At 64.3% G+C, this 22,724-nt stretch carries 20 protein-coding genes and 3 tRNA genes; 13 read left to right on the top strand and 10 right to left on the bottom strand.

Going from position 1 to position 22,724, the window contains the following annotated elements; all coding sequences use genetic code 11:
• Positions 1-106: 106 nt before the first annotated feature.
• Both J6595_RS18735 and J6595_RS18730 read right to left on the bottom strand, forming a co-directional pair.
• On the bottom strand, positions 107-547 hold the full coding sequence (locus tag J6595_RS18735; RefSeq protein WP_209596572.1) for a BA14K family protein: 441 nt from the start codon (positions 545-547) through the stop codon (positions 107-109).
• A 405-nt stretch (positions 548-952) separates the two neighbouring features.
• Entirely contained in the window at positions 953-1,357 is a 405-nt protein-coding gene (locus J6595_RS18730) for a BA14K family protein (RefSeq protein WP_209596570.1), read from the bottom strand.
• Positions 1,358-1,692: 335 nt separating this feature from the next.
• On the opposite strand from J6595_RS18730, the gene J6595_RS18725 reads away from it, so the two are divergent.
• The 7 genes from J6595_RS18725 (at position 1,693) to J6595_RS18695 (ending at position 10,258) form a co-directional block, all read left to right on the top strand.
• Positions 1,693-2,940 (top strand): putative DNA modification/repair radical SAM protein, encoded by a 1,248-nt coding sequence (locus J6595_RS18725; protein WP_209596568.1) that lies wholly within the window; start codon positions 1,693-1,695, stop codon positions 2,938-2,940.
• 62 nt (positions 2,941-3,002) lie between these two features.
• Positions 3,003-3,500, top strand: a complete 498-nt coding sequence (locus J6595_RS18720; protein WP_209596566.1) for a nucleoside deaminase — start codon at positions 3,003-3,005, stop codon at positions 3,498-3,500.
• A 2-nt stretch (positions 3,501-3,502) separates the two neighbouring features.
• Positions 3,503-4,978, top strand: coding sequence for a UdgX family uracil-DNA binding protein (locus J6595_RS18715; protein WP_209596677.1), 1,476 nt, complete (start codon positions 3,503-3,505; stop codon positions 4,976-4,978).
• An 844-nt stretch (positions 4,979-5,822) separates the two neighbouring features.
• The gene (gene hisS / locus J6595_RS18710; RefSeq protein WP_209596564.1) at positions 5,823-7,472 is read left to right on the top strand and encodes a histidine--tRNA ligase; all 1,650 of its coding nucleotides are present in this window, start codon (positions 5,823-5,825) and stop codon (positions 7,470-7,472) included.
• 5 nt (positions 7,473-7,477) lie between these two features.
• Entirely contained in the window at positions 7,478-8,599 is a 1,122-nt protein-coding gene (locus J6595_RS18705; protein WP_209596562.1) for an ATP phosphoribosyltransferase regulatory subunit, read from the top strand.
• A 361-nt stretch (positions 8,600-8,960) separates the two neighbouring features.
• Positions 8,961-9,653, top strand: a complete 693-nt coding sequence (hisG, locus tag J6595_RS18700) for an ATP phosphoribosyltransferase (RefSeq protein WP_209596560.1) — start codon at positions 8,961-8,963, stop codon at positions 9,651-9,653.
• Between the two features lie 137 nt (positions 9,654-9,790).
• Complete coding sequence (locus J6595_RS18695; protein ID WP_209596558.1) at positions 9,791-10,258, top strand: hypothetical protein; 468 nt, start codon at positions 9,791-9,793, stop codon at positions 10,256-10,258.
• A gap of 44 nt (positions 10,259-10,302) precedes the next feature.
• On the opposite strand, the gene J6595_RS18690 is transcribed toward J6595_RS18695, so the two are convergent.
• Together J6595_RS18690 and fumC are read right to left on the bottom strand one after the other, a co-directional pair.
• Complete coding sequence (locus tag J6595_RS18690) at positions 10,303-10,683, bottom strand: DoxX family protein (protein WP_209596556.1); 381 nt, start codon at positions 10,681-10,683, stop codon at positions 10,303-10,305.
• Between the two features lie 638 nt (positions 10,684-11,321).
• Entirely contained in the window at positions 11,322-12,710 is a 1,389-nt protein-coding gene (fumC, locus tag J6595_RS18685; RefSeq protein ID WP_209596554.1) for a class II fumarate hydratase, read from the bottom strand.
• A gap of 218 nt (positions 12,711-12,928) precedes the next feature.
• On the opposite strand from fumC, the gene J6595_RS18680 reads away from it, so the two are divergent.
• Positions 12,929-13,144, top strand: a complete 216-nt coding sequence (locus J6595_RS18680; protein WP_245198842.1) for a YMGG-like glycine zipper-containing protein — start codon at positions 12,929-12,931, stop codon at positions 13,142-13,144.
• 66 nt (positions 13,145-13,210) lie between these two features.
• On the opposite strand, the gene J6595_RS18675 is transcribed toward J6595_RS18680, so the two are convergent.
• The 5 genes from J6595_RS18675 to J6595_RS18655 form a co-directional block, all read right to left on the bottom strand.
• Complete coding sequence (locus tag J6595_RS18675) at positions 13,211-14,044, bottom strand: TorF family putative porin (protein ID WP_209596553.1); 834 nt, start codon at positions 14,042-14,044, stop codon at positions 13,211-13,213.
• A 280-nt stretch (positions 14,045-14,324) separates the two neighbouring features.
• On the bottom strand, positions 14,325-14,987 hold the full coding sequence (locus J6595_RS18670) for a YiaD family glycine zipper/OmpA-like lipoprotein (RefSeq protein ID WP_209596552.1): 663 nt from the start codon (positions 14,985-14,987) through the stop codon (positions 14,325-14,327).
• A 280-nt stretch (positions 14,988-15,267) separates the two neighbouring features.
• Positions 15,268-16,488, bottom strand: a complete 1,221-nt coding sequence (locus J6595_RS18665; RefSeq protein ID WP_209596551.1) for a glycosyltransferase family 39 protein — start codon at positions 16,486-16,488, stop codon at positions 15,268-15,270.
• A 143-nt stretch (positions 16,489-16,631) separates the two neighbouring features.
• A complete protein-coding gene (locus J6595_RS18660; protein WP_209596550.1) occupies positions 16,632-17,534 on the bottom strand; it encodes an HNH endonuclease in 903 nt (300 codons plus the stop codon).
• Positions 17,535-17,651: 117 nt separating this feature from the next.
• The gene (locus tag J6595_RS18655; protein WP_209596549.1) at positions 17,652-18,683 is read right to left on the bottom strand and encodes an aspartate-semialdehyde dehydrogenase; all 1,032 of its coding nucleotides are present in this window, start codon (positions 18,681-18,683) and stop codon (positions 17,652-17,654) included.
• A 255-nt stretch (positions 18,684-18,938) separates the two neighbouring features.
• Here J6595_RS18655 and J6595_RS18650 point away from each other — a divergent pair, with 255 nt between their 5' ends.
• Together J6595_RS18650 and J6595_RS18645 are read left to right on the top strand one after the other, a co-directional pair.
• On the top strand, positions 18,939-19,580 hold the full coding sequence (locus J6595_RS18650; protein WP_209596548.1) for a thiamine diphosphokinase: 642 nt from the start codon (positions 18,939-18,941) through the stop codon (positions 19,578-19,580).
• 259 nt (positions 19,581-19,839) lie between these two features.
• Positions 19,840-19,916 (top strand) — tRNA-Arg (locus tag J6595_RS18645).
• Positions 19,917-20,352: 436 nt separating this feature from the next.
• Here J6595_RS18645 and J6595_RS18640 read toward each other — a convergent pair.
• On the bottom strand, positions 20,353-21,225 hold the full coding sequence (locus J6595_RS18640; RefSeq protein WP_209596547.1) for a TrmH family RNA methyltransferase: 873 nt from the start codon (positions 21,223-21,225) through the stop codon (positions 20,353-20,355).
• 195 nt (positions 21,226-21,420) lie between these two features.
• Between J6595_RS18640 and J6595_RS18635 the strand changes: the two genes are divergently transcribed.
• The 3 genes from J6595_RS18635 to tuf all read left to right on the top strand — a co-directional run.
• Positions 21,421-21,505, top strand: a tRNA-Tyr gene (locus J6595_RS18635).
• A gap of 39 nt (positions 21,506-21,544) precedes the next feature.
• Positions 21,545-21,618 (top strand) — tRNA-Gly (locus J6595_RS18630).
• A gap of 182 nt (positions 21,619-21,800) precedes the next feature.
• The coding region (gene tuf, locus J6595_RS18625) for an elongation factor Tu (protein WP_209596546.1) at positions 21,801-22,724 on the top strand (924 nt) is incomplete at its 3' end.

Below are 22,724 nucleotides of genomic sequence, written 5' to 3'. Positions count from 1 at the left end.
TGCCGCCATTGGTGGATGGCGGCGAGCAGAAGATCAAAAGACAACGCCGGCAGATCACTCTGCCGGCGTTTTCGTTGGAACCCATCCCTGACAGGGCAGATGGTTCCTACAGGTTGCAGCGATGGCGGTAGCCGTCATAGCCGAGGAACGTGTCGGTGCCGGGATCATACGAACGGTAGCGTTCCGCGCAGACCGTGGCATGGTCGCCGTAATAGACGGGGCGGGGCGCGACCCTGTAGTAACGGCGAACCGGATAGACGCGCTCGACCGGAACCGGGCGGTAATAATAGGCCGGCGGGCCGTCGTAATAGTCCGGCGAGGCGAGGGCGCCACCGACGATGGCGCCGAGCGCGAAGCCGCCGATGCCGGCCGCGACCGATGCGCCGCTGTCGTGGTAGCGCCAGCCGCCGCGATGATAGTCGTGATGATACCCGCCGCCATGACGCCATCCGTGGCGCCACTGATCGGCACTAGCGGTGAGTGTGCTGGCACCGATCGCGCCGACGGCGATCACCGATGCAAGGGTTGCGGACACAAGTTTCTTCATGGCTGTCTTCCGATCACTCCTGGTCGCTCGGCCGCCCTGGACTGGCAGGATGTGGTCAGCGGAACCGGTCTTGTCCCTTCACCAAGGATAGCCTGAGCGGTCAGGCATTCGTTTGGCTGGCGGCGAAACTCCCGCTCGCCGATCTGGTTGCACGGGTGCGCGATGACATTTTGGTGCGTGACGACGTCTCCCGATCCTTTGAGGGCGCCGCAAGCGTGGTGTCTTCCAAGCGGCATGAAGGCCGCCCCCCTTGGCGAATGCCTTTGCTAGGCGGGCAATGCCGCATTCGAGCGAGCGGGCCCTAGAGAGTCCCCCACGAAAAGGCCCGGCGAGAGTTTCACCGGGCCTTCGGGACCGTCATCTATTATGCTTCAATCTCGTGCTCCGCGCCGTCAGACGCGCAACTCAGTACCTGCAGCGGTGACGGTAGCCGTCATAGCCGAGAAAGGTGTCCGTCCGCGCATCATAGGAGCGATAACGGGCCCTGCAGCGCGCGACATGGCTTCCGCCGCGGCTGGGATAGACGCGGTGCAGCGGGACCGGGCGATCGCGCTCGGCCAGGGCGCCTCCGACGATCGCCCCGATCGCGAGACCCGCGATGCCGGCGCCGATCGCAGCGCCGTTGTTGTGATGCCGGCGCCCGTAATAGCGGTCGCGGCGGTGATGTCGGCCATGGCGATAATGGCGCGGCGCATGACCCCGCCTCCAGTGATGGCCATCGTGATGCTGGACGCGCCAGTACGGCTCGGCCTGGGCGCTCACCGTGCTGGTGCCGACCGAGCCGAGGGCCAGCATGGCCGCAAATGCCACGGATAAATACTTTCGCATGCCAAAACTCCGATCATTGAAAAGCGGTCTCAGGCCGGCCTCTTCGAGCAGCGATTCCTCCGCTTGCCGGATGCCGTCTTCGCTCTGTCCCTCGACAGTCAAACGAATGGTCGCTGCAATGGTTCATTTTGCGAATGAACGCAGGCATTGAAACAAGGATCCGCCGCTTCGTACCATTGGATGTTCAGGCACTCTGTCAAACACGCGGGACGCTGGAGCCCTGCCGAGCGGCGGAAGCTTGGGGAGTGGCAAAATGCTGCAGGCGCCGGTAACACAAATCACTGGCCGGAACATTTCATGAACGCTATATGGGATGCATGCCCGTACTAGATTTTCGCCAGAAACTCGCAATCCTCTCCGACGCCGCGAAATACGACGCTTCCTGCGCGTCGAGTGGGGCGGCCGGCCGCAATTCGGCGAAATCCAAGGGCATCGGCTCGACCGAGGGCTCGGGCATCTGCCATGCCTATGCGCCGGACGGCAGATGCATCTCGCTTCTGAAAATTCTCCTGACCAATTTCTGCGTCTATGATTGCGTCTACTGCATCAATCGATCCTCCTCCAATGTGAGCCGCGCGCGCTTTTCGGTCGAGGAAGTCGTGGCGCTGACCATGAACTTTTATCGGCGCAACTACATCGAAGGGCTGTTTCTTTCGTCCGGCATCATCAAGAGCTCCGACTACACGATGGAGGAGATGGTCCGCGTCGCCAGGAAGCTTCGGCTCGAGGAGAATTTCTCCGGCTATATTCATCTCAAGACGATCCCCGACGCATCGCCCGCGCTTCTGGAGGAGGCGGGCCTCTTCGCCGATCGCCTGTCGGTCAACATCGAGATGCCGACCGACGTCACCCTTTCGGCCCTGGCGCCGGAGAAGGACGCGCGCGACATCCGGCGTTCGATGGGTCATCTGCGCGCGAAGATCGAGGAGCATAGGGGCGAGAAGCGCGACCGCACCAAGCCCAGGCGCTTTTCGGCGGGCGGCCAGTCGACCCAGATGATCGTCGGGGCCGACCAGTCCTCCGACGACGACGTTCTGACCCGCTCGGAAAACCTTTACGGCAACTACCGGCTCAGCCGCGTCTATTATTCGGCCTTTTCGCCGATCCCCGATTCCTCGAGCCGCCTGCCGCTCGCCAAGCCGCCGCTGATGCGCGAGCATCGGCTGTATCAGGCCGATTGGCTCATGCGCTTCTACGGCTTTCAGCGCGCGGAGATCGTTTCCGGCGGCGAGGGCGGCATGCTCGACCTTGCGGTCGATCCCAAGCTTGCCTGGGCGCTGCGAAATCGCGCCAGCTTTCCCGTCGACGTCAACCGCGCCGACCGGGAGATGCTCCTGCGTGTGCCGGGGCTCGGCACGCGGGCCGTGAAGCGCATCCTGTCCACCCGAAGGCATCGAACGCTGCGGCTCGACGACGTCGCCCGGCTCTGCCAGTCGATCGCCAAGGTGCGCCCGTTCATCACTGCACTGGACTGGTCGCCTGGCGGGCTGACCGACTGCGCGGGGCTGCGCGAGAGCTTCGTTCCCAAGGCGAAGCGACCGGCGTCGCAGCTGGAGCTGTTTTGAGTTTTGCAGCCACCCTCGGCGTGGTTTGATGAGCGGCAACGCCAGTTTGACGGAACACGAAAATGCCTGTCTCCGCCCCTTCTGACCAGGACCTGATCCACCTTCGCCGCTGCGTCGAGCTTGCCCGCGAGGCCGTCGAGACCGGCAACCGGCCCTTCGGCTCGGTGCTCGTCTCCGCCGACGGCGTGGTGCTGAAGGAAGACCACAACCGCACGGGCTCGGGCGATCCGACGGCGCATCCCGAATTCGCGCTCGCCCGCTGGGCGGCGATGAACCTGTCGCCGCAGGAACGGGCTGGCGCGACGATCTACACCTCCGGCGAGCACTGCCCGATGTGCGCCGCCGCGCAGGGCTGGTGCGGCGTCGGCCGGGCGGTTTTCGCCACCTCGACCCCGCAGCTCATCGAATGGCTGGCGGCGTTCGGCGCGCCGAACCTGCCTTACAAGCCGGTCACCCTGCGCGAGCTTCTGCCCCATGTCGACGTGGTCGGGCCGGTGGACGAATTTTCCGCCGAGATCCGGGCACTGCATCAGCGGGTCCACGAACGATCGGGCGGTTGACCATGTTCAACGCCCGCCTCGCCTTTCCGGCAGATTTCGACGGCTGGCGGGAGGCCGCGCGGCGCGCGCTCAAGGGGCAGATACCGCCCGAGGCGTTGAGCTTTTCCGTCGGCGAGGAGGCGCCGGGCCTCTTTGCCGAAGAGCTCCTGCCGCCCGATCCCGGCGCGGCGCAGCCCACCGTGCCGAAAGCATTTCCGGAGCTGGCGCGCAAGCTGATCTGCCATGCCGATCCGGACCGCTTCGACTTCGCCTACCGCCTGCTCTGGCGGCTTCAGCGCGAGAAAGGGCTGCTCGAGATCGCGTCCGACCAGGACATCCTGCGCGCGGCCGAGATGGAGAAGGCGGTTCGCCGCGACAGCCACAAGATGAAGGCCTTCGTGCGCTTCAGGGAGATCGAGGACGCCGAGATCGGCCGTCATTCCGTCGCCTGGTTCGAGCCCTTCCACCACACGGTGGAATACACCGCGCCGTTTTTCGCCAGGCGCTTCGCCGGCATGGTCTGGACGATCCTGACGCCGGAGCGAACCGCGCATTGGAACGGCGAGGAATTGACCTTCCTGCCGGGCGCCACACGCGACATGGCGCCGGCGGATGACGACATGGAGGCGCTGTGGCTGACCTATTACGCCTCGATCTTCAATCCGGCGCGGCTGAAGGTGAAGGCGATGACCGCCGAGATGCCGAAGAAATACTGGGCGAACATGCCCGAGACGGCGCTGATCAAGCCGCTGATCGCCGGCGCCGAGGCGGCGACCCGCCGCATGCTGGAAACCGCACCGACCCTGCCGACGTTGCGGGACGAGAGGCTGAAGGAGCGGCGCGCAATGAAAGCGACATCCATGCCGGCTGCACCGGGTTTTGCCGAGGACGCCGCGCCTCAATCCGTCGCGGAAGCTCGCGAAAGGGCGGCTGATTGTCGGGCCTGCCCGCTCTGGGAGCCGGCGACCCAGACCGTCTTCGGCAAGGGGCCTGACGATGCGCCGGTGATCTTTGTCGGCGAGCAGCCGGGCGATCAGGAGGACATCGCCGGCGAGCCCTTCGTCGGGCCGGCCGGCAAGGTGTTCGATCAGGCGCTGGCGGCGGCGGGGATCGACCGCTCGCAGGCCTATGTCACCAATGCGGTCAAGCACTTCAAGTTCGAACCACGCGGCAAGCGGCGTATCCATGCCAAGCCGAACACCGGCGAGATCCGGATCTGCCGCTGGTGGCTCGATCAGGAACGGGCGCTGATCGCCCCGAAGCTGATCGTCGCGCTGGGCGCGACAGCGGCGCAGGCCGTGCTCGGTAAAAGCGTGACCATCAAGGCGACGCGCTCGAAGCTGATCGACCTCGACGACAGGACACAGCTCCTTGTCACCGTCCACCCGTCCTACATCCTGCGCCTGCCCGATCAGGCGGCGAAGGACAGGGAAACGCAGGCGTTTCAGGCAGACATGGCGCTGGTTCTGGAAACCGTGCCGGAGCTTGCGGTGGGATGAGGCTCTTTGAGGCGGCGACTGCCAGTCGCCGAGAGAGCCACGGCTTCACGACGATCGAGCGGCAACCAGCATCGTTCTCGAACGAGCCGACACCGAGAACGACGAATATCGCATCGCTCATGGCGGTTTTGCGCGTCAGGCCGTTGGCGATTGCGAGTAGTCTGCCGCTCGTCCGGTACCGGGCAGAAAAATATCTCCGAATAGATCAAGAGTTTTTGACTCGATGAAGTTCTTGGGACGTCTCGCCGCCGAGGCTTTTCGGCCTATCCTCATCGACGTGAATTGATCACTACTCGGATCGGAGAGACTGTATGCGTACACTAATCGCTTGCCTTGGCCTTTTTACACTCGCCTCACTCGCCGCCTGTCAGGGCAACAATGCTTCGCCAAGCATGTCGTCCGAGACGGGTCAGACGCCGTCCGACGGCATCGTCGCCGGTCAGCTCCCGGAGTAGATCCGGCAGTCTCTTCGATGAGGACCAGCTAAGGGCGCCCAAGTGGCGCCCTTTTTTGCGTTTGGCGGCAGTCTTGTGCGGGAGGGGCTGCGCGGATCGCGATTGGAGGACGGTCCGCCCTTGCCGATTACGCAAGATGAGGTGGTCCGGAGAGCTTGCGGAAACGGTTGCGACCCGGCTCGGCCCGGGGATCACCGGAATGTTCGCCACGGCGCTCAGGCCGTCGATGCCAGATGTCGGCACCGGACGGCCCGCCGATCCACCTGCTGCCCGATGCGCTTGAGCCCGTCCGGCCGATGGGCTAAGCCCCAGCCAGAGTTTTGAACAGGCAGGCGCCGGCGCGGTTTTGCGCGGATCGGCGGCCGGCCTCGACGCATTGGTGAAATCACATGGCCGGGAAAAAGCCGAAACGGGTGACGGCGCGGGTGCCGCGCGGCTTTATCGATCGCGACGCCTCCGATCTGAGGGCCCAGGACGCGATGCTGGCGAAGATCCGCCGGGTGTACGAGACCTACGGCTTCGAGCCGGTGGAGACGCCGGTGTTCGAATATACCGACGCGCTGGGCAAGTTCCTGCCCGATGCCGACCGGCCGAACGAGGGCGTCTTCTCGATCGAGGACGACGACGAGCAGTGGATGAGCCTGCGCTACGATCTCACCGCGCCGCTCGCCCGCTATGTGGCCGAGAACTACGAGACCCTGCCCAAGCCCTATCGCAGCTACCGGGCCGGCTATGTCTTCCGCAACGAGAAGCCGGGGCCGGGCCGGTTTCGGCAGTTCATGCAGTTCGACGCCGACATCGTTGGCGCGCCGAACGTCTCGGCCGATGCCGAAATGGCGATGATGATGGCCGACACGATGGAAGCGCTGGGCATTCCGCGCGGGCAATATGTGATCCGGGTGAACAACCGGAAGGTTCTCGACGGGGTCCTGGAGGCAATCGGCCTCGGCGGCGACGAGAATGCCGGGCGCCGGCTGACGGTGCTGCGGGCGATCGACAAGCTGGACAAGTTCGGCGTCGAGGGTGTGCGGCTTCTGCTTGGTGAGGGTAGATGGGACGGGGGAAAAGAAGGCGAGGGCGATTTTACGCGAGGGGCGGGGCTGGATCGCAGGCAACGCAACTGGCTAATTGAAATGATCTCGAATTTCCAATTTGATGCCAAAAAATTTAGAGTAGTAGAAAAAGACGATATCCCAGTTATTGGAAAGGGCGGCATCGTATACGAATACGATACTGTTGTGGAGGACGGGTTCGACGATCCCAATTCAGTTTCGCGACGAATTGGAGATAGACTCGCGTTTAGCAGCACAGGTATGGATGGTGTCAGAGAGCTGCAATCGATCTCTGAATATGTGACGCTGGCGGGTTACGGATCCGACCGCATCCGCATCGACCCCTCCGTCGTCCGAGGCCTCGAATACTACACCGGCCCTGTCTTCGAGGCCGAACTCCTCTTCGACGTTACCAACGAAAAAGGCCAGAAGGTCCAGTTCGGCTCCGTCGGCGGTGGCGGGCGTTACGACGGCCTCGTCTCGCGCTTCATGAGCCAGCCGGTGCCGGCGACGGGCTTTTCCATCGGCGTCTCGCGGCTGATGACGGCGCTGAAGAATCTCGGCCGGCTCGAGACCTCAGAGCGTACCGGACCGGTGGTCGTCACGGTCATGGACCGCGACCGCATGGCCGACTATCAGGCCATGGCAACGACGCTGCGCAAGGCGCTGAATACCGACGAGAATGGCAATCCGGTCGCCGTGCCGGTGCCCGTCGAGGTGTTCCAGGGCAATCCAAAGCAGTTCGGCAAGCAGCTGCAATATGCCGATCGGCGCAATGCCCCTTGTGTCGTCATTCAGGGCGGCGACGAGAAGGCGGCCGGCAAGGTGCAGGTGAAGGATCTGGCACTCGGCAAGGAACTCTCGGCGCAGATCACCGACAATGCCGAATGGCGCGAGGCGCGGGCGGGGCAGGAGATGGTCGACGAGGCGGACATGGTCGCCGCCGTGCGCGCCATCCTCGCGCGCCAGTCCGGCGAGAGGGGCTGAGGTCGATGCCGGGCGACGATCAGGCGATGGGACAAGCCCTCGACCAGCTGTTCGCATTGCGCGGCGCCCTGCCTGCCGAGACCGCGATCATCCTGCCGGCCGAGCCCTATCTCGACACGGCGGGCGAGGCCTTGCGCCGGCGCATCTTCCTGACGCGGGGCGAGGGCGGCGAGAATCTCTGCCTGCGACCGGACTTCACCATACCCGTGTGTATGCGCCACATCGCCGAGGGCGCGGACCTTCCCAAACGCTATTCCTATCGCGGTCTGGTGTTTCGTCAGCGGGCGGACGGGCCGGCCGAATTCGTCCAGGCCGGCATCGAGGATCTCGGCGAGGACAACCGCGCCACCGCCGATGCCCGCGCCGTCGCCGATGCGCTGGCCGGGCTCGAAGCCTGCGGCCTTTCGCTGGATGGCCTCGACGTCATTTTCGGCGATCAGGGCCTGTTCGAGGCGGTGCTGCGCGCGCTCGGCCTGCCGGAAGGCTGGCAGCGCCGGCTGATCCGCACCTTCGGCGACGAGCGCCAGCTGCGTGCCGTGCTGCAAGGGCTCTCGCGCGGGCCGGAAGACACGCTGAAGGGCATCGATGCCAAACTCCTCGATCTCGCCCGCGACCGCGAGGAGGGCGCGCTCACCCGGCTCATCCGCAGCCATATGGAAGAGGCGGGCCTGCCGCCCCATTCCGGGCGCTCGCCCGGCGAGATCGCCGCCCGGCTGATCGAGAAGGTGACCGTCGCCGAAGCGCGGCTCGGCGATTCCGCGCTGGCGCTGTTGGAAGCTTTCCTCGCCGTCGACTGTCCGCTCGGCGAGGCTGGCGACCGGCTCGCCGATGTGGTGGGAACGGCCGGGCTCGATCTAGGCCGCGCCATGACGGTGTTCCAGACGCGCAATCTGGCTCTGGAAGCCGCCAATGTCGATCTCTCGCTCCTCACCTACCGCGCCGCCTTCGGCCGGCCGATCGACTATTATACCGGCCTCGTCTTCGAGGTGCGGGAGCCGGGCGCCGTCGACCCGCTCGCCGGTGGCGGCCGCTACGACCGGATGATGACCATCCTCGGCGCCGACACGCCGATCCCGGCAGTGGGCTTTTCGCTGTGGCTCGACCGGATCGCGGCGGTGGCGCGATGATGGCGTGCGGCGAGATGATGTGGGCGGCGGCGTCGAACCCCCCTCTGTTTTGCCGGACATCTCCCCCACAAGGGGGGAGATCGACCTTGCTCGAGGTTCGCTGCGAGGAGTTCAATGCCACGACCCGAAGGAGCGCGTCAGTCGACAGCATCGCGGTTGAAGCCGGAAGGCTTCACGCCTCCCCGGCCTCTGCCGTTTCGCCGCTGACAAGAACGCTGCCAATCTCCCCCCTGGTGGGGGAGATGCCCGGTAGGGCAGAGGGGGGCAAGCCGCCGCAGCGCCAGACCAAAGCAAGCGTTTGTCAGAACATTCGTCCGCAATACGACTGGCAATGCCCGCGCCCGGCAGGAGTCCTGCCCCGATGACCATCACTCTCGCCATTCCCTCCAAGGGCCGGCTGATGGAAAAGTCGCTGGCGGCCCTGAAACAGGCCGGCATCGCGGTGACCGCCGGCGAAAGCCGGTCCTATCGCACCCAGGTCGAAGGCATTGAAGGGCTGGAAGTCCTCTTGCTGTCGGCCTCGGAAATCGCCCGGGAGCTGCGCGACGGGGCGATCGACTTCGGCGTAACCGGCGAGGATCTGATCCGAGAGACCGTGCCGGAACCCGACAAGGCGATCGGCTTCGTTTCCCGCCTCGGCTTCGGCCATGCCGATGTCGTGGTCGCGGTGCCGCAGGCCTGGGTCGACGTTCAGACGATGGACGATCTTGGCGATGTCGCTGGCGCCTTTCGTGCCCGTCACGGCCGGCGGCTGAGAATCGCGACGAAATACTGGCGGCTGACGCAGGGCTTCTTCAGCCGCACCCACGGCATCCAGAGCTACCGCATCGTCGAGAGCCTCGGCGCCACCGAGGGCGCGCCGGCGGCAGGCTCGGCCGACATCATCGTCGATATCACCTCGACCGGCTCGACGCTTGTGGCGAACCAGCTGAAGATCCTCGCCGACGGGGTGATCCTGAAGTCGCAGGCGTGTCTCGTCTGCTCGAAAGTCGCTCGCCGCGAGGCCGGCGACGTGGCGCTGGCCGAGGATCTGGCGCGGCGTTTCAGCCGCTGACGATTATTTTCTCTGCTCGGCAAAGAAACATCATGTTCCGTTACATTTTGAAATGCGGACCGAAAGGTTTCGTTGATGCCTATCGGGCTAGCTGATGGTCTCCAATCGGCTGGAACGACGCAAACCACGAGGCCACCATGTCACTGACCATCGGATCGAGCACTTCCACGACGAGCCTGGTTTCGAGCGACAGCTCGAGCTCGGCAAAGGACGACGTCGCTTCGATCAAGGCGAAGCTCGCATCCGCTGAAAAGGCGTTGTCCGAGGCAGAGGAAACGGGCGATACCGAAGAGGCCGAGACCCAGCAGGCCCTCGTCACGAAATACACCGCCGAACTCGCCAAAGCGCAGAAGGCCAGCGAAAGCGCGGGAACGTCCGCCGTCGCGGCGTCCGGCGCGGACAAGACCGAAAATGAAGAGAGCGCTGCCACCAACCCCTACAAGCCGGTGGCCGGCCTCGACGTCACGACGCTGAAGCAGGCCGCAGAGACGGACGATGCGCAAGCCGAGGCGACCGGCGAAGCCGGTGCGCCGACGGAAAGCGAGGCCGAACGCGCCGAGAAGGAATACCAGGCCAACATGCCGGCCGCGTACGAAGACGCTTGATCGACGGCTGCATGATGTAATGCAGCCCCGATCGCCGCGGTTGCTCAGGCGTAGCGGCGCTCGCGGGCGGTCTTGTCGACTGCGATCGCGCCGGCGCCGGAACCGGCGAGGACGAGAAAACCGCCGGCCATGGCGATGTTCTTCAACAGCACCGTCTGGTCGCCGGCATGGACGAGGAAGCCGGTCGCGACACAAAACAGCGCGAGCGCTATGCCGACGATCCGGGCCTGAAAGCCGACGATGACGGCGACGCCGGCCAGAAGCTCGAAGGCACCGACGAGATAGGCCATGGCGAGCGGGGCGGGGAAGCCGAGGCTCGCGAGAAAGCCAGAAAAGCCCTCGGCGCCGGTCAGCTTGCCGAAGCCGGAAACGACGAAGATGGCCGCAAGCAGGACGCGGCCGGCAAGGATCAGGAACTGGTTCATGTCTGTCTTGCTCCAATGATCGCCCGGCCGGTCTGGGCCGTCGGGTCGGTTGCGATGGACGCAAGATAGTTCAAGGCAATCGTCAACGCATCCGGGCGCTTCTCCAACGAATTGTCAACGAATAGCGATACAATGGGGCATGCGCCGGTTGTGGATGCCACGGGCAGAACGCCTGCGGCTTGCGTCCACTGATGGGACCGGTTGAGCAGCTCGGCCGGCAGCTCAACACCGGTTGAACTGGCGGGCAGAAGCCCCTCGTTCGGGGCGATTGTCTGAGAAGGCTTCCGACTGTCTCCAACGGCCTTCCGGACCGCTGGGGCGCGGAAACCGAAGTCGCCGCCCCAAACGCTTCGTCATTCTCGGGCCCCGTCCAGAGAATCCAGCCTCACGTTCGAGGTCGTAATTTTACGTCACTTCGATCAGGCGCTTACGGCGGCTCCCCTGGATTCTCGGGACGGGGCCCGAGAATGACGAAGCGGCGGGGCCTGCGGCCTCGTTGAGCGCCTTGTGCCTCGCGCCTCGCGGTATTCTCAAAGTTCCGTCAGAACATGCTGTCTCGGTTGCGTATGTCGGGATGGTTGAATCTCGTCGGCCAAGCCCGAGGATCGTTCGCCCCCCGGGCATGGCCGCGCAAACCCTCAGGCGGGCGCGATCATCGTCTTGGGATCGACGATGCGGTCGTAGTCCTCGCCCGAGACGAGGCCGGAAGCGATGGCTTCCTCGCGAAGCGTCGTGCCGTTCTTGTGTGCGGTCTTGGCGATGTTCGCGGCATTGTCGTAGCCGATCGTCGGCGCCAGTGCCGTCACCAGCATCAGCGACTGCTCCATCAGGCTCTTGATCCGCTCTTCATTCGCCTCGATGCCGTCGACACAGTGCTCGGCGAAGCTCTCCATGCCGTCGGCCAGAAGCCGGATCGAGGAGAGGACGGCATTGGCGATCACCGGCTTGAAGACGTTGAGCTCGAAATGTCCCTGGGACGCGGCGACGGTGACCGTCGTCTCGTGGCCCATCACCTCGGTCGCCACCATGGTCAGCGCCTCGCACTGGGTCGGATTGACCTTGCCTGGCATGATCGAGGAGCCCGGCTCGTTGGCCGGAAGGTTGAGTTCGCCGAGGCCCGAGCGCGGGCCCGAGCCGAGAAAGCGGATGTCGTTGGCGATCTTCATCAGATCGGCGGCCAGCGTGTTGAGCGAGCCGTGGAAGAAGGTGAGCGCGCCGTGGGAGGCGAGCGCCTCGAACTTGTTCTCGGCGGTACGGAAGTCGTGGCCGGTCAGTTCGGCGATTTCGGCGGCGATGTCGGTGTCGAAACCGACGGGCGCGTTCAGCCCGGTGCCGACGGCCGTGCCGCCCTGGGCGAGCGCGAGGACGCCGTCGAGGCTGTCGGCGATGCGCTTCTTGGCGAGCTGAAGCGCCATGGCATAGCCGGAGAATTCCTGGCCGAGCGTGACGGGCGTCGCGTCCTGGGTATGGGTGCGGCCGATCTTGATGATGCCCGCAAACTCCTCCGCCTTCCTGTCGAGGGACGCGCGCAGGGTCTCGAGCGCCGGTTCGAGCCGGGCCTTCGCCTCGACGACCGTCGCCACATGCATCGCGGTCGGGAAGACGTCGTTGGACGACTGGCTCATATTGACGTGGTCGTTCGGATGAACGGGCTTCTTCGAGCCCATCTTGCCGCCCATCATCTCGATCGCCCGGTTCGAGATCACCTCGTTGACGTTCATGTTGGTCTGGGTGCCCGAGCCGGTCTGATAGACGACCAGCGGGAAGTGCTCGTCGAGCTTGCCGGCGATGATCTCGTCGGCGGCCTTCTCGATGGCATCGCGCAGCTCGGCCGGCAGTTTGCCCTTGGCGGCATTGACGCGCGCCGCCGCTTTCTTGACGGTCGCCAGGGCGACGATCAGCGGCATCGGCTGACGGTCGGTGCCGATCTTGAAATTGTTGCGTGAGCGCTCGGTCTGGGCGCCCCAGTAGCGGTCGTCCGCCACCTCGATGGCGCCGATGGAATCGGTTTCGGTGCGTGTCGTCACGTGACTGCTTTCCTTCCAGACGTTCTTTCAGCATTGCCAATAGCCGTGGCGGCCGGTGATCGGAAGAGCGCACCGCAGGTAAAATCGGTTGAAGACGGTGAGGCGGCTCGGACACAGGCGATGTCTTTGACGACAATACGCCGCGTTTCGCCATCTTGCCGTCCCGCCGACGGGAACAATGTGCGCCGGGACGATCGAATCGAAAAAGGAAATGCCGAATGAAGACAGTGGTGAAAAGCAGCTTCGTGCTTGCGATGGTCGCAGGTCTCGCGATCTCGACCGGCTGCAGCCGGACGCAGAAGACGCTCGGCGGCGCGGCCATCGGCGGTGCTGGCGGAGCGGTGGTCGGCAATGCCGTCGGCGGATCCACCGGCGCGGTCGTCGGCGGTGTCAGCGGCGCAGTCGTCGGTGGTGTCGTCGGCCGAAACTACTGATGCGATCTGCTCCCGTGCCGGTGGCGCGGGAGCAAGATCAAATGCCCGGCCGGGCGGTCTGAAAAATCACCGGCCGGCGAACTTGCCGACGATCTCGCTGAGGCTGGTCGACACGGCGACGGAGGCGACCACGGTCGATCCACACTGCGAGGCGCCGACGCAGAACAGATCCTCGTTGATATCGGTGTCGTGATAACGAACGTCGAAGGAGATGTTGTCGTTGAACTCGTAGGTCATCCCCGCGTCCCAGACGAAGTGCTCGCGGAAGAGGTCGTTCTTGAAGTCCTGATAGCCGAGCGAGCCGGAAAAGCTCAGATCGTGCGGTAGCGGCACCTCGATCGCGCCCTTGTAGAAATAGCCGGTGTCGTCCTGGCCGAAATAATTCGGCGCAAAGGCGAAGGTGCCGGTGAGGGTGGCGATGTCCTCGAAGGTGTAGGACAGCGAGTGGAAGAACTCCGGATAATCCTGACCGTCGACGTCGTGATAGGTGTAGTAGTAATAGGTCAGATCGACCGACCAGTTGCCGAAGCTTGGACGCCAGGCGACGAAGGGATCGAATTCGAGGCGCGGCTCCGGCGTGCCGAAATCGACGTTCGAGGCGAAGAAGCCGACATGGAAATCATACAGTTTCATATCGACCGTGCCCTGCACGGCCGGATCGCGATCCGTCTGGGAGTAGCCCCGCAGCGAGACGTAATCGGTCAGGCCCTCGACCGTGAAGGTCACGTCGAAGACGTCCGGATCAAGCCAGGAGACGGGGCGCTCGCCCTGTGACGAGGGGCCGGCCTCCTGCGCCGCCGTCGATGATACACCGCTGAACGACAGTCCGGCGGCGAGAGCCGCGATGACTGCTTTCGATTGCCCGGATTTGCGATCCCAGACTGTCTTCGAGATGCTCACGCCACGCCCTTTCATGCTCGAACATGCGACCCAGCGTAGCGATCGTGACGGTGACTTAAACCTTGAAAATGCATGCTGAATCAGGACGGCAACAGATGTTACGTGAATGTAACAGTCGTGGTCGCCGCTAACGATCGCGAGACGTCTGCGTTTCCAGACGCAGAAAAGCCGGGCATGCCCGGCTTTCCGTCCATTCGTTCCTGCAGCGCGAGGTTGGAGCGTCCGTTGTTCGTCCATTCGAACGCACGGCGCTCCAACGCGCGAGAGGCGCTTTCAGCCCTCAGCCGGAGGTCAGCGGGGAAATCGAGATCTCGACGCGGCGGTTCTGGGCACGGCCGGCTTCCGTCGCGTTGGAGGCGATCGGCTGGCTCTCGCCGAAGCCTTGCGTGTTGAGCCGGCGCGGATCGACGCCCTGGCTGGCCAGATACTGGCTGACGGAGGAGGCGCGCTGCTGCGAGAGCTGCAGGTTGTAGGCGTCTGAGCCGGTGTTGTCGGTGTGGCCGTAGACGTCGACGATCGACTTGTTGAACTCCTTGAGCACCAGGGCGACGGAATTCAGGGTGGAATAGAAGCCCGGCAGGATCGAGGCCTGATCGGTGGGGAAGGTGATGTTGGACGGCATGTTGAGGATGATCCGATCGCCGACGCGGGTCACGGAGACGCCGGTGCCCCGCAGCTGGGCGCGCAGCTTGGCTTCCTGATTGTCCATGTAGAGCCCGATGCCGCCACCGGTGAGCGTGCCGATGCCGGCACCGATGAGTGCCGCGCGGCCGGCGTCGGTGCCCGTCGCCCGACCGACGACATAGCCGCCGAGTGCGCCGACGCCAGCGCCGATGCCTGCCCCGCCAAGGGTGTTGGAGATCTTCTGTTCGCCCGTATAGGGGTCCGTCGTGCAGCCGGCGAAGGCTACGGTGAGGGCGAGTGCGAGTGCAAGTTTCTTCATGGGTCGTCTTCCAGCCTGGAACGGGGCAATCGCCGCCACCGCCTTCAAAACTCGTTGGGTCCGCCGATAGACATCACAGACGGCTGGATTAGGGCTTGTCCGGCGCGCAAGGAATTTGTCGGCCGATGTTGCCCGGGAGCCACGGCTGTGGATGGTGTCCCTGTGCCCGTCACCAGGCGCTGCCGGATCCTGACGGGGAGCGGGGAGCCGTGGCCCTGCCTGCGCCAGGCCGCTCGGAAAGCGCTGTCGATGAATTGCCGAGCCTTGCCCGTCTCATCGGTCAGACGCCGATGCCAAAGGCGCGGAAAACGAAGGCCGCGACGCTGGCGAGGGCAAGCGGCAGGGCGCAGAAGATGACGAAGCGGTTGGCCCAGCCGGTTCTGTCGAGGGCTTCGAGCAGCGCCGCGACGGCAGCCGGCAGGGTGATCAGGACGGGGTGCAGCCAATAGCCCTTCACCGCAGTCGCGCCGCTTGCCAGAACCAGGACGAGCGCCAGGGCGAAGGCGGAGGCGATGGCGGCGAGGAGATAGCGGGTCTCGCTCCGCAGTTCCCGCGATGCCACGCGCCTTGCCCGGCCGTCCGCCTGCGCCACGATCCAGACCCCCAGCGCGACGACAAGAAGCGGCCCGGCATAGGCGAGGCAGCTGCCGGCAAAGGCGATGATCCCGTCGAGCCGGTCGGCCAGCAGCGATTCGGCCGCGCCGATGCGGAATTTTCCGACGCTGTCGTCCAGCGTGCCGAGACGGCTCGCCAGCCAGACCATCGGCGCTGCCAGGACGGCGAGGAAGACGGCGGTCGCAAGGCCGAGCCCGCGCAGCCGAAACCGTCCGCGCAGATCGGGGAGGGCCGTCGCGGCCATGGCGGCGCCGAAAAGCGCGATCAGGCCGTTATACTTGCCGAGCACGGCGAGAGCCGCGCTCGCACCGGCAAGGGCGTATGACCCGCGCGTCTGGTGGCGGAGAAGCATCAGCATCGCCAGCTGGAAGAGGGCGGTGAACAGCATGCCGCTGAGGGAATGGCTGTAGGCGCGCTGCGCCTCCCAGCCGACCGGGGGCATCAGGAACAGGCCGAAGGCCGCAGCCGCTGCCCCTTCGCGCGACAGCCGCAGAGCCCGGCCGATGCCATAGAGCGTGCTGGCGAGAAGGCAGAGCACGATGGCGCGGGCACTGTAGACCGCCGCGAGATCGTTCTGGACGACGAGATCGACGAGCTTGATCAGCCAGGTGTGCAGGGGCGGCTGCACGCCCCTGTAGCCGAGCGCCCAGTCGGCCATGTCGGTGAGCTGCTCGCGATCGTCGAAGCCCGGCGGTGCCTTGGCGAGGATGTTGCAAAGGCCGTTGACGAGGAAGACGGCGATGATGACGGCGAGCGGCAAAGGGACCGGGCCGATCCCCCCGGCGGCAAAGCGCGCCACCGCCCGGTCGATGAGGGCCGTCCGCGCAAAGAGCGAGCGAAGACGCGTCTGCCCGCCATCGGCGCTGCGATCGTTCGAGACCGTCAATGCCGTCTCCGAGAAATACCAAACCAAGCCCGAATGCGCCATGTCACGACGCCGGGGCCACGGCCCCGCAGCCTTCTAGATCGCACTTTGCAAAAGGTCCAACGCTGGAAGATTGCCGGGAACAGGGCTTGCCCCCAGGCTGGTCAGTGTTTGAAGCAGTTAGAGCGATGCCATTCCAGGAACTGGGGTAGCGGTCTCTGCAGGTGACTGAGCGGTGATAGCGCTCGATGATCGCGATTGAGTATTGCCTCAACAGCGCTCAAGTCATTGAGCTGACGCGATATCAGGATATCGAACTCGTCTGACAGGCTCAGAAGACCTCTGTCAAACATCCAGTGAATCGTTCCTGAAAGCGCGATCCCATTTCCGACGACATCTGGTCCACCCTGTTCGACCGGACGGATATGAGCGGCTTCCACTTCGGCCCGACCACCGCCATTAAGAAGGCGGAGACCCGTGAAGGCACAACGCGAATCGTAGGCCTTCAAGATCGATCGCCGGAACATGCGATCGCGGTAGGATCTGGAGGTCAGTAGTCGCTCACGTTCGTGGTTCAGGTCGGCAACGTAAATCGACTGTTCTTCCGAAAAGCCGTCTTCTGCCGAATGAGAGCCAAGCCTTGGGAGATCATCCATATCATCGGGCAGGCCGAGTGAAATGATCCGGGCAAAATCGACTTGCGAAAGCGTGCGAACAGCAGCCTGTCTTCGCCCAGAAAGACTTCCCTGGTCGTTGAGCAGGCCCCGTTCGACCACCTGGCCGTCAGGGGTGATGAACGGCACGGCCTCAACGAAATCCAGATATGTGCCCGGCTCAATCGTGGCAAAGAACATGCCCGACCGATGCTTATCAGGAAGGACTTGCGCTACACGCGCGACGGCAAAGTATCCGCGTGTGTTTCGAACTTTCGTCGGCTCGTAATAGACGATCCACTTGCCGATACAGGCCTCGACGCGGGATAGGTACTGTTGTGGAAAGTGATATCGTTCCGCCGGTGTGTCGTCGTAAATCGAATCGAACCGATGGATAAAAACGCCGAACGCCATCTATCCTGGATAGCTTATAGCGCTGCTGGCCGGAAGGGATGTTTTCTCGTGCTGAAGGATAGGCCGACCGCCGCCAGTCGCTAGCGGCGATCGCCCCGCCTTTCCCGAGAGGTGCCGTCAGGCCGCCTGGCGCTGCTTCAGGAGGCCGCGATTGACGAGCAGCTCGGCGATCTGAACGGTGTTGAGCGCCGCACCCTTGCGCAGATTGTCCGAGACGACCCAGATGTTGAGGCCGTTTTCCAGCGTCTGGTCCTCGCGGATGCGCGAGATGTAGGTCGCGTCCTCGCCGGCGCTCTCATAGGGCGTGACGTAGCCGCCGTCCTCGCGCTTGTCGATGACGAGGCAGCCCGGCGCCTCGCGCAGGATGTCGCGCGCCTCGTCTGCTGTGATCTCGTTCTCGAACTCGATGTTGACGGCCTCCGAATGGCCGATGAAGACCGGCACGCGCACCGCCGTGCAGGTGACCTTGATCTTCGGGTCGAGCATCTTCTTGGTCTCGGCCATGACCTTCCACTCTTCCTTGGTCGAGCCGTCCTCCATGAAGACGTCGATATGCGGGATGACGTTGAAGGCGATGCGCTTGGTGAATTTCTTGGCCTCGACCGGATCGGCGACGAAGACCGCGCGGGACTGCTGGAAAAGCTCGTCCATGCCGTCCTTGCCGGCGCCGGAGACCGACTGGTAGGTCGAAACGACGATGCGCTTGATCTTCGCGTGGTCGTGCAGCGGCTTCAGCGCGACGACGAGCTGGGCCGTGGAGCAGTTCGGATTGGCGATGATGTTCTTCTTGGCAAAGCCCGTCACGGCGTCGGCATTCACCTCGGGCACGATCAGCGGCACGTCCTGGTCGTAGCGAAAGGCCGAGGAATTATCGATGACGACGCAGCCCTGCGCACCGATCTTCGGCGAATATTGCTTGGAGATCTCGCCGCCGGCGGACATCAGGCAGATGTCGACGTCGGAAAAGTCGAAGCCCTCCAGCGCCTTCACCTTCAGCGTCTCGTCGCCGAAGGAGACTTCCGTTCCCTGGCTGCGGCGGGAGGCGAGCGCCACCACCTCGTCGGCCGGAAAGCCGCGTTCGGAAAGGATCGACAGCATCTCGCGCCCGACATTGCCGGTGGCGCCGACGACGGCAACCTTGTAACCCATGGGAATTCGACCTTCTCTCGCTCTCCCCTTGCCAAACGATCGAGCACGCTCGTCCTCCGCCCCGGGGGAGACAAGCGGGGCGAGGCGTCAGCTAATCGACGTTTTTTTGGTCAGGGAGCGCACGGTCATGGCCAGCGATATGCGCGGGAACGGAGCGCTTGTCAATCGTAAGAATTCAGGCATTCAGCCAGGCGTCGCATCGCGCTCGCCGATTCGCCCGGTCATCGGAGCGCGCCGCAGAAAGGGTCTTCGTCGATGTCGCATTTCGTCGTCCTTCTCGCCGGCCGCATGGTGCCGACGCCGGCCCTGCGCGCGGCGATCGCGGGCGCAAGGGTGATCGCTGCGGATGACGGCATCCGTCATGCGCGCCCGCTCGAACTCTCGCCGGAGCTTTGGGTGGGGGACTTCGATTCGGCGCCCGGCGAGCCGCCGGTCGCTCTCGCCGGCGTCAGGCGCGAGACCTTTCCGCGCGACAAGGACAAGACCGACGGCGAGCTGGCGATAGAGACGGCCCTGTCGCTCGGTGCGACCAGGCTGACCCTCGTCGGCGCGCTGGGCGGCCCGCGCAGCGACCATGCCTTCGCCCATCTCATCCTGGCGCTTCGATATTTTCATCAGGGCGTCGACATCGACCTGCGCGACGGCGCCGAAACGGCCTTTGCGCTGTCGGCCGCGCCGCGACGCTTCGATCTGAAGGCCGGAACACAGTTCTCCATCCTGAAGTTTTCCGCCGTGAAGGGCCTGACCATAAAAGGCGCCAAATGGCCGCTCGAGGCCGTCGATCTGCCATTCACCTCCATCCTCACCCAATCGAACGAGGCGGCAGGGGCCATCACCGTCAGCGTCAGGGAAGGCGAGGCCATCCTGCTCGCTCAGGACGACCCCGCCGTGCGCTGAAGCTTTTTGAGTGAGAGCCGCTTCGGCTCTCACATGCTGACCATACGGCTCGACAAGGCAATGAGGGTTGCCGTGGACCCGTTTTCGCCGAAAACCCTCCAGGCTTTCCCTGCGGGGCAGGGCGGCGAAGCCGTGCCGACGCCTCGGCTGTCCTGCCAGACCTTTGCGAACATCGGGCGCTCCTGTCCGGGAAAATCTTGCTGTCGCCGCCATCGACGCTTGGCCTCGCCGCCCGACTTCACTATGGTGCGCGCCAAGTGGTCCCGTAGCTCAGCAGGATAGAGCATCAGATTCCTAATCTGAGGGTCACAGGTTCGAATCCTGTCGGGATCACCAATCAAATCAGTATCTTATGCCTGCTTTCGTCCTGTTGCGTGTCGCGTTCGTGCTGCAGAGAGTTTCCTTGATTTCCAGGGGTTTTCTGCAACACTCGGCAGCTCCACGCGAGGTGGACTACGACAAGCACCGGGATCGGATAGCATTCCTCAACATCTGCCCTTATAAGTCGCGCGCATTCGACGACTGGCATATGTTAGCTACATTGCCGTCATGCAGAGCTTCTATCGCCTGGGCTCAGAAACGGCTCTTCCCTACTGCGGCAGCTGGAGAACGGACTGCCATATGCTTGCGATCTGCAAAGTCGTGGGGCTGAGACCCGGCGCTGTACCCGGTGGCAATCTCTCTACACCATTGGATCATCGCGAAGGCGGCCAGTGACATTGTCCTGGCGAGGGCTGCGATCTGACGTATCGCAGCGGCGGCGAACCGATCCCTATCCCTTACCGAGATGACGGCGCGCCGCGTAAAGCGCGATGGCGGCGGCGTTGGAGACGTTGAGCGAGTGGATCGCGCCGGGCATTTCGAGCCGTGCGAGCGTCGTGACGGTTGCGCGGGTCTTTAAGCGCAGGCCCTTGCCCTCGGCGCCGAGGACGATGGCGAGCTTTTCCCCGGCAAGGCTTGCCTCGAAACTTTCCGGCCCCTCCGAATCGAGCCCGACGGTCAGGAAGCCCTGGCCGGAAAGTTCGGTCAGCGCCTCGGCGAGATTCCTCACCTCGATCTGGGTGACGTGTTCGAGGGCGCCCGAGGCCGCCTTGGCCAGAACGCCGCTTTCCTGCGGTGAATGGCGCGAGGTCGTGACCACCGCGTCGGCGGCGAAAGCCGTCGCCGAGCGCAGGATCGCCCCGACATTATGGGGATCGGTCACCTGGTCGAGAACGAGGACGAGGCTTGCGCCGGAAAGATCGCCGAGTTTCTTCGCCGCCAGCGGCTCGGTTTCGAGGGCGAGCCCCTGATGGACGGCCTCGGAGCCGAGTTCGGCGTCGATCGCCCGCGGCTCGACGATCTCGAACGGGCAGGGAAGGGCGGCTTCGTCGATGCCGATGCGGGCGAGCGCATTGCGGGTGGCCAGAAGCCTGTGCAGGCGGCGGCGCGGATTGTTCAGCGCTTCCGATACGCTGTGGAGGCCATAGAGCCAGATCCGCCCGGGCGGCGGGGCTTTGCCCGGTATTGCTTCATTGCGAGGCCGGCGCTGCGGCTCGCCTGAGGCCTCACGCTTGGCGTCGCGATGCGTGCGCCTGAGGCGCGCATAGTGGGAGTCCTTTGGGGACTTGGTCGTCTTCGGCGTGCCGGAGGTTTCATCGCTCATGGCGCCGGCTTAGCGGAGCGGGCCTCCAAGGGAAAGAGAGCGGCGGCGATGAATTTTCGCTTTGCCAAGGCCGCAGGTGGCGTTGACAGACGCACGCACTTTTTTCATAAGGCCGCACGGACATGCCGGACGGGGCTTTCGCGCCAGCCGGCAATCGCGTGATCGACGATGGACAAGAGCGCCATGGTTGGGTCTGGAGGGGTGTCCGAGTGGTTAAAGGAGACGGACTGTAAATCCGTTCGCTTAGCGTACGCTGGTTCGAATCCAGCCCCCTCCACCATCGCTTTTGATTTCGATATCGCGTAAAGTCCTGACTGACGCGGGTATAGCTCAATGGTAGAGCAGCAGCCTTCCAAGCTGAATACGCGGGTTCGATTCCCGCTACCCGCTCCAGCCCGCTGCTGCTTTTCCACCATCTCCCCGCGATCTTCTGCCGTTGCGCTCGCGATCTCGATCCGTAGCGCCGGCGATTTGGCTAGCCTTCGTCGCACAATGGCCGCCCGCCCTTGCGCCTGATCGCGCAAGCCTCTATGTCGCGCGCACCCGAACATATCTTCCGGCAATGGGAGCAGGCGATGGCCAAGAGCAAATTCGAGCGGAACAAGCCGCATGTGAACATCGGCACGATCGGACACGTCGATCACGGCAAGACGTCTTTGACGGCCGCGATCACGAAGTTCTTCGGCGAGTTCCGGGCCTATGACCAGATCGACGCGGCGCCCGAGGAGAAGGCGCGCGGCATCACGATCTCGACGGCGCATGTCGAATACGAGACGGAAGCCCGTCACTACGCCCATGTCGACTGCCCGGGCCATGCCGACTACGTGAAGAACATGATCACCGGCGCGGCCCAGATGGACGGCGCGATCCTCGTCTGCTCGGCCGCCGACGGCCCGATGCCGCAGACCCGCGAGCACATCCTGCTCGCCCGTCAGGTCGGCGTTCCGGCGATCGTGGTCTTCCTCAACAAGGTCGATCAGGTCGACGACGAGGAGCTTCTCGAGCTGGTCGAGCTCGAGGTTCGCGAGCTTCTGTCGTCCTACGAGTTCCCGGGCGACGACATTCCGATCATCAAGGGCTCGGCTCTGGCGGCCCTCGAAGACAGCAACAAGACCATCGGCGAGGACGCCGTCCGCGCGCTGATGAAGGAAGTCGACGCCTATATCCCGACGCCCGAGCGTCCGGTCGACCAGCCCTTCCTGATGCCGATCGAGGACGTGTTCTCGATCTCGGGCCGCGGCACGGTCGTCACCGGCCGCGTCGAGCGCGGCATCGTCAAGGTCGGCGAGGAAGTTGAGATCGTCGGCATCCGCGACACCCGCAAGACCACGGTCACGGGCGTCGAGATGTTCCGCAAGCTGCTCGACCAGGGCCAGGCCGGCGACAATATCGGCGCGCTGATCCGCGGCGTCGACCGCGAGGGCGTGGAGCGTGGCCAGGTGCTGTGCAAGCCGGGTTCGGTGAAGCCGCACACCAAGTTCAAGGCCGAGGCCTACATC

It is taken from the genome of Jiella mangrovi, from assembly GCF_017815135.1.
Classification (GTDB): domain Bacteria; phylum Pseudomonadota; class Alphaproteobacteria; order Rhizobiales; family Rhizobiaceae; genus Jiella; species Jiella mangrovi.
Note: the sequence above shows the minus strand (reverse complement) of the source record. Positions and strands in the feature narration are given on the sequence as shown.

What these genes read in the sequence shown, in the direction of transcription:
- J6595_RS18735 (WP_209596572.1), bottom strand. Translation starts at nt 547, where the DNA reads ATGAAGAAACTTGTGTCCGCAACCCTTGCATCGGTGATCGCCGTCGGC.
- J6595_RS18725 (WP_209596568.1), top strand. Translation starts at nt 1,693, where the DNA reads ATGCCCGTACTAGATTTTCGCCAGAAACTCGCAATCCTCTCCGACGCC.
- J6595_RS18720 (WP_209596566.1), top strand. Translation starts at nt 3,003, where the DNA reads ATGCCTGTCTCCGCCCCTTCTGACCAGGACCTGATCCACCTTCGCCGC.
- J6595_RS18715 (WP_209596677.1), top strand. Translation starts at nt 3,503, where the DNA reads ATGTTCAACGCCCGCCTCGCCTTTCCGGCAGATTTCGACGGCTGGCGG.
- hisS (WP_209596564.1), top strand. Translation starts at nt 5,823, where the DNA reads ATGGCCGGGAAAAAGCCGAAACGGGTGACGGCGCGGGTGCCGCGCGGC.
- J6595_RS18705 (WP_209596562.1), top strand. Translation starts at nt 7,478, where the DNA reads ATGCCGGGCGACGATCAGGCGATGGGACAAGCCCTCGACCAGCTGTTC.
- hisG (WP_209596560.1), top strand. Translation starts at nt 8,961, where the DNA reads ATGACCATCACTCTCGCCATTCCCTCCAAGGGCCGGCTGATGGAAAAG.
- J6595_RS18695 (WP_209596558.1), top strand. Translation starts at nt 9,791, where the DNA reads ATGTCACTGACCATCGGATCGAGCACTTCCACGACGAGCCTGGTTTCG.
- J6595_RS18690 (WP_209596556.1), bottom strand. Translation starts at nt 10,683, where the DNA reads ATGAACCAGTTCCTGATCCTTGCCGGCCGCGTCCTGCTTGCGGCCATC.
- J6595_RS18680 (WP_245198842.1), top strand. Translation starts at nt 12,929, where the DNA reads ATGAAGACAGTGGTGAAAAGCAGCTTCGTGCTTGCGATGGTCGCAGGT.
- J6595_RS18670 (WP_209596552.1), bottom strand. Translation starts at nt 14,987, where the DNA reads ATGAAGAAACTTGCACTCGCACTCGCCCTCACCGTAGCCTTCGCCGGC.
- J6595_RS18660 (WP_209596550.1), bottom strand. Translation starts at nt 17,534, where the DNA reads ATGGCGTTCGGCGTTTTTATCCATCGGTTCGATTCGATTTACGACGAC.
- J6595_RS18655 (WP_209596549.1), bottom strand. Translation starts at nt 18,683, where the DNA reads ATGGGTTACAAGGTTGCCGTCGTCGGCGCCACCGGCAATGTCGGGCGC.
- J6595_RS18650 (WP_209596548.1), top strand. Translation starts at nt 18,939, where the DNA reads ATGTCGCATTTCGTCGTCCTTCTCGCCGGCCGCATGGTGCCGACGCCG.
- J6595_RS18640 (WP_209596547.1), bottom strand. Translation starts at nt 21,225, where the DNA reads ATGAGCGATGAAACCTCCGGCACGCCGAAGACGACCAAGTCCCCAAAG.